The 1,080-nt window shown below is 71.6% G+C and carries 1 protein-coding gene; it reads left to right on the forward strand.

The features are described from left to right. Positions 1-149: 149 nt before the first annotated feature. Positions 150-1,080 (forward strand): type VI secretion system-associated FHA domain protein TagH (gene tagH, locus BMG07_RS40730; RefSeq protein ID WP_269759909.1); only part of this gene is annotated, 931 nt, incomplete at its 3' end.

A 1,080-nucleotide genomic window follows, 5' to 3' on the forward strand; every position in this document is an offset into this window, starting at 1 on the left:
GACGCCGATCCGCTGGCCGCGCTGCAACGCGCCGCGCCCGCCACGCCGCAGCGCGCGCCGACCATCTGCCGATCGACCAGTTCGGCTTCACGCCACCGAAGGCGGTCGCGCCGCCGGTGCCGATGCCGCCGGTCGCGAAGTTCGACGACATGACGGGCCAGCCGATCCGCATCAGCGGCCCCGACACGGGCGGCAAGCCCATCGATGCGCCGCCGGTCTACGTGGCCCCGCCGCCGCCCGTGCAGCGCCCGGCCGCGCCGCCCCCGCAGCGCACCGCTTCGGACGACGAACTGCTCGCCGCCTTCCTGCGCGGCCTGGCCAGCACGCACCAGCCGCCCGAGATGCTCACGCCGGGCCTGATGGAGCGCATCGGATCGATGCTGCGCAGCGCCACCGAAGGCACGCTGCAGCTGCTGCTCACGCGCCAGGAGTTCAAGCGCGAGGTGCGCGCCGAGGTCACGATGATCGCGGCGCAGGCCAACAACCCGCTCAAGTTCTCGCCCACGGTCGAGGTCGCGCTGGCGCATCTGCTGGGCCCCGGCGTGCGCGGCTTCATGCCGCCCGAGGCCGCGATGCGCGACGCCTTCGACGACCTGCGCGCGCACCAGTTCGGCGTGATGGTGGGCATGCGCGCGGCGCTGGCCCATGTCATCGCGCGCTTCGAGCCGGCCGAGCTCGAGAAGAAGATCAGCGCGAAGTCGGCGCTCGACGCGCTCTTCAGCGCCAACCGCAAGGCCAAGCTGTGGGACCAGTTCGTGGCGCTGTACGGCGGCATCGCGAGCGAAGCGGAGGACGACTTCCACAGCCTCTTCGGCAAGGCCTTTCTCGAAGCCTACGAAGAGCAGATGGCGCGCCTGAAGTCCGCGTCCGGCCGGGCGCCTGACAAGAACAACGCAAGACAACAACAACCCAGCACCCGCGAGGCACCCCGCTTGGAAATCGAAATCGTCACGCTCTCCCGGCAAGGCGGCCGCAGCTACAACGAGGACGTGCACGGCCACTGGCACGACGAGCGTTATGTCGCCTGCCTGGTGGCCGACGGCGCGGGCGGCCATGGCGGCGGCGACGTGGCGGCGGCCG

This window comes from Variovorax sp. E3 (assembly GCF_016082275.1).
Classification (GTDB): domain Bacteria; phylum Pseudomonadota; class Gammaproteobacteria; order Burkholderiales; family Burkholderiaceae_C; genus Variovorax.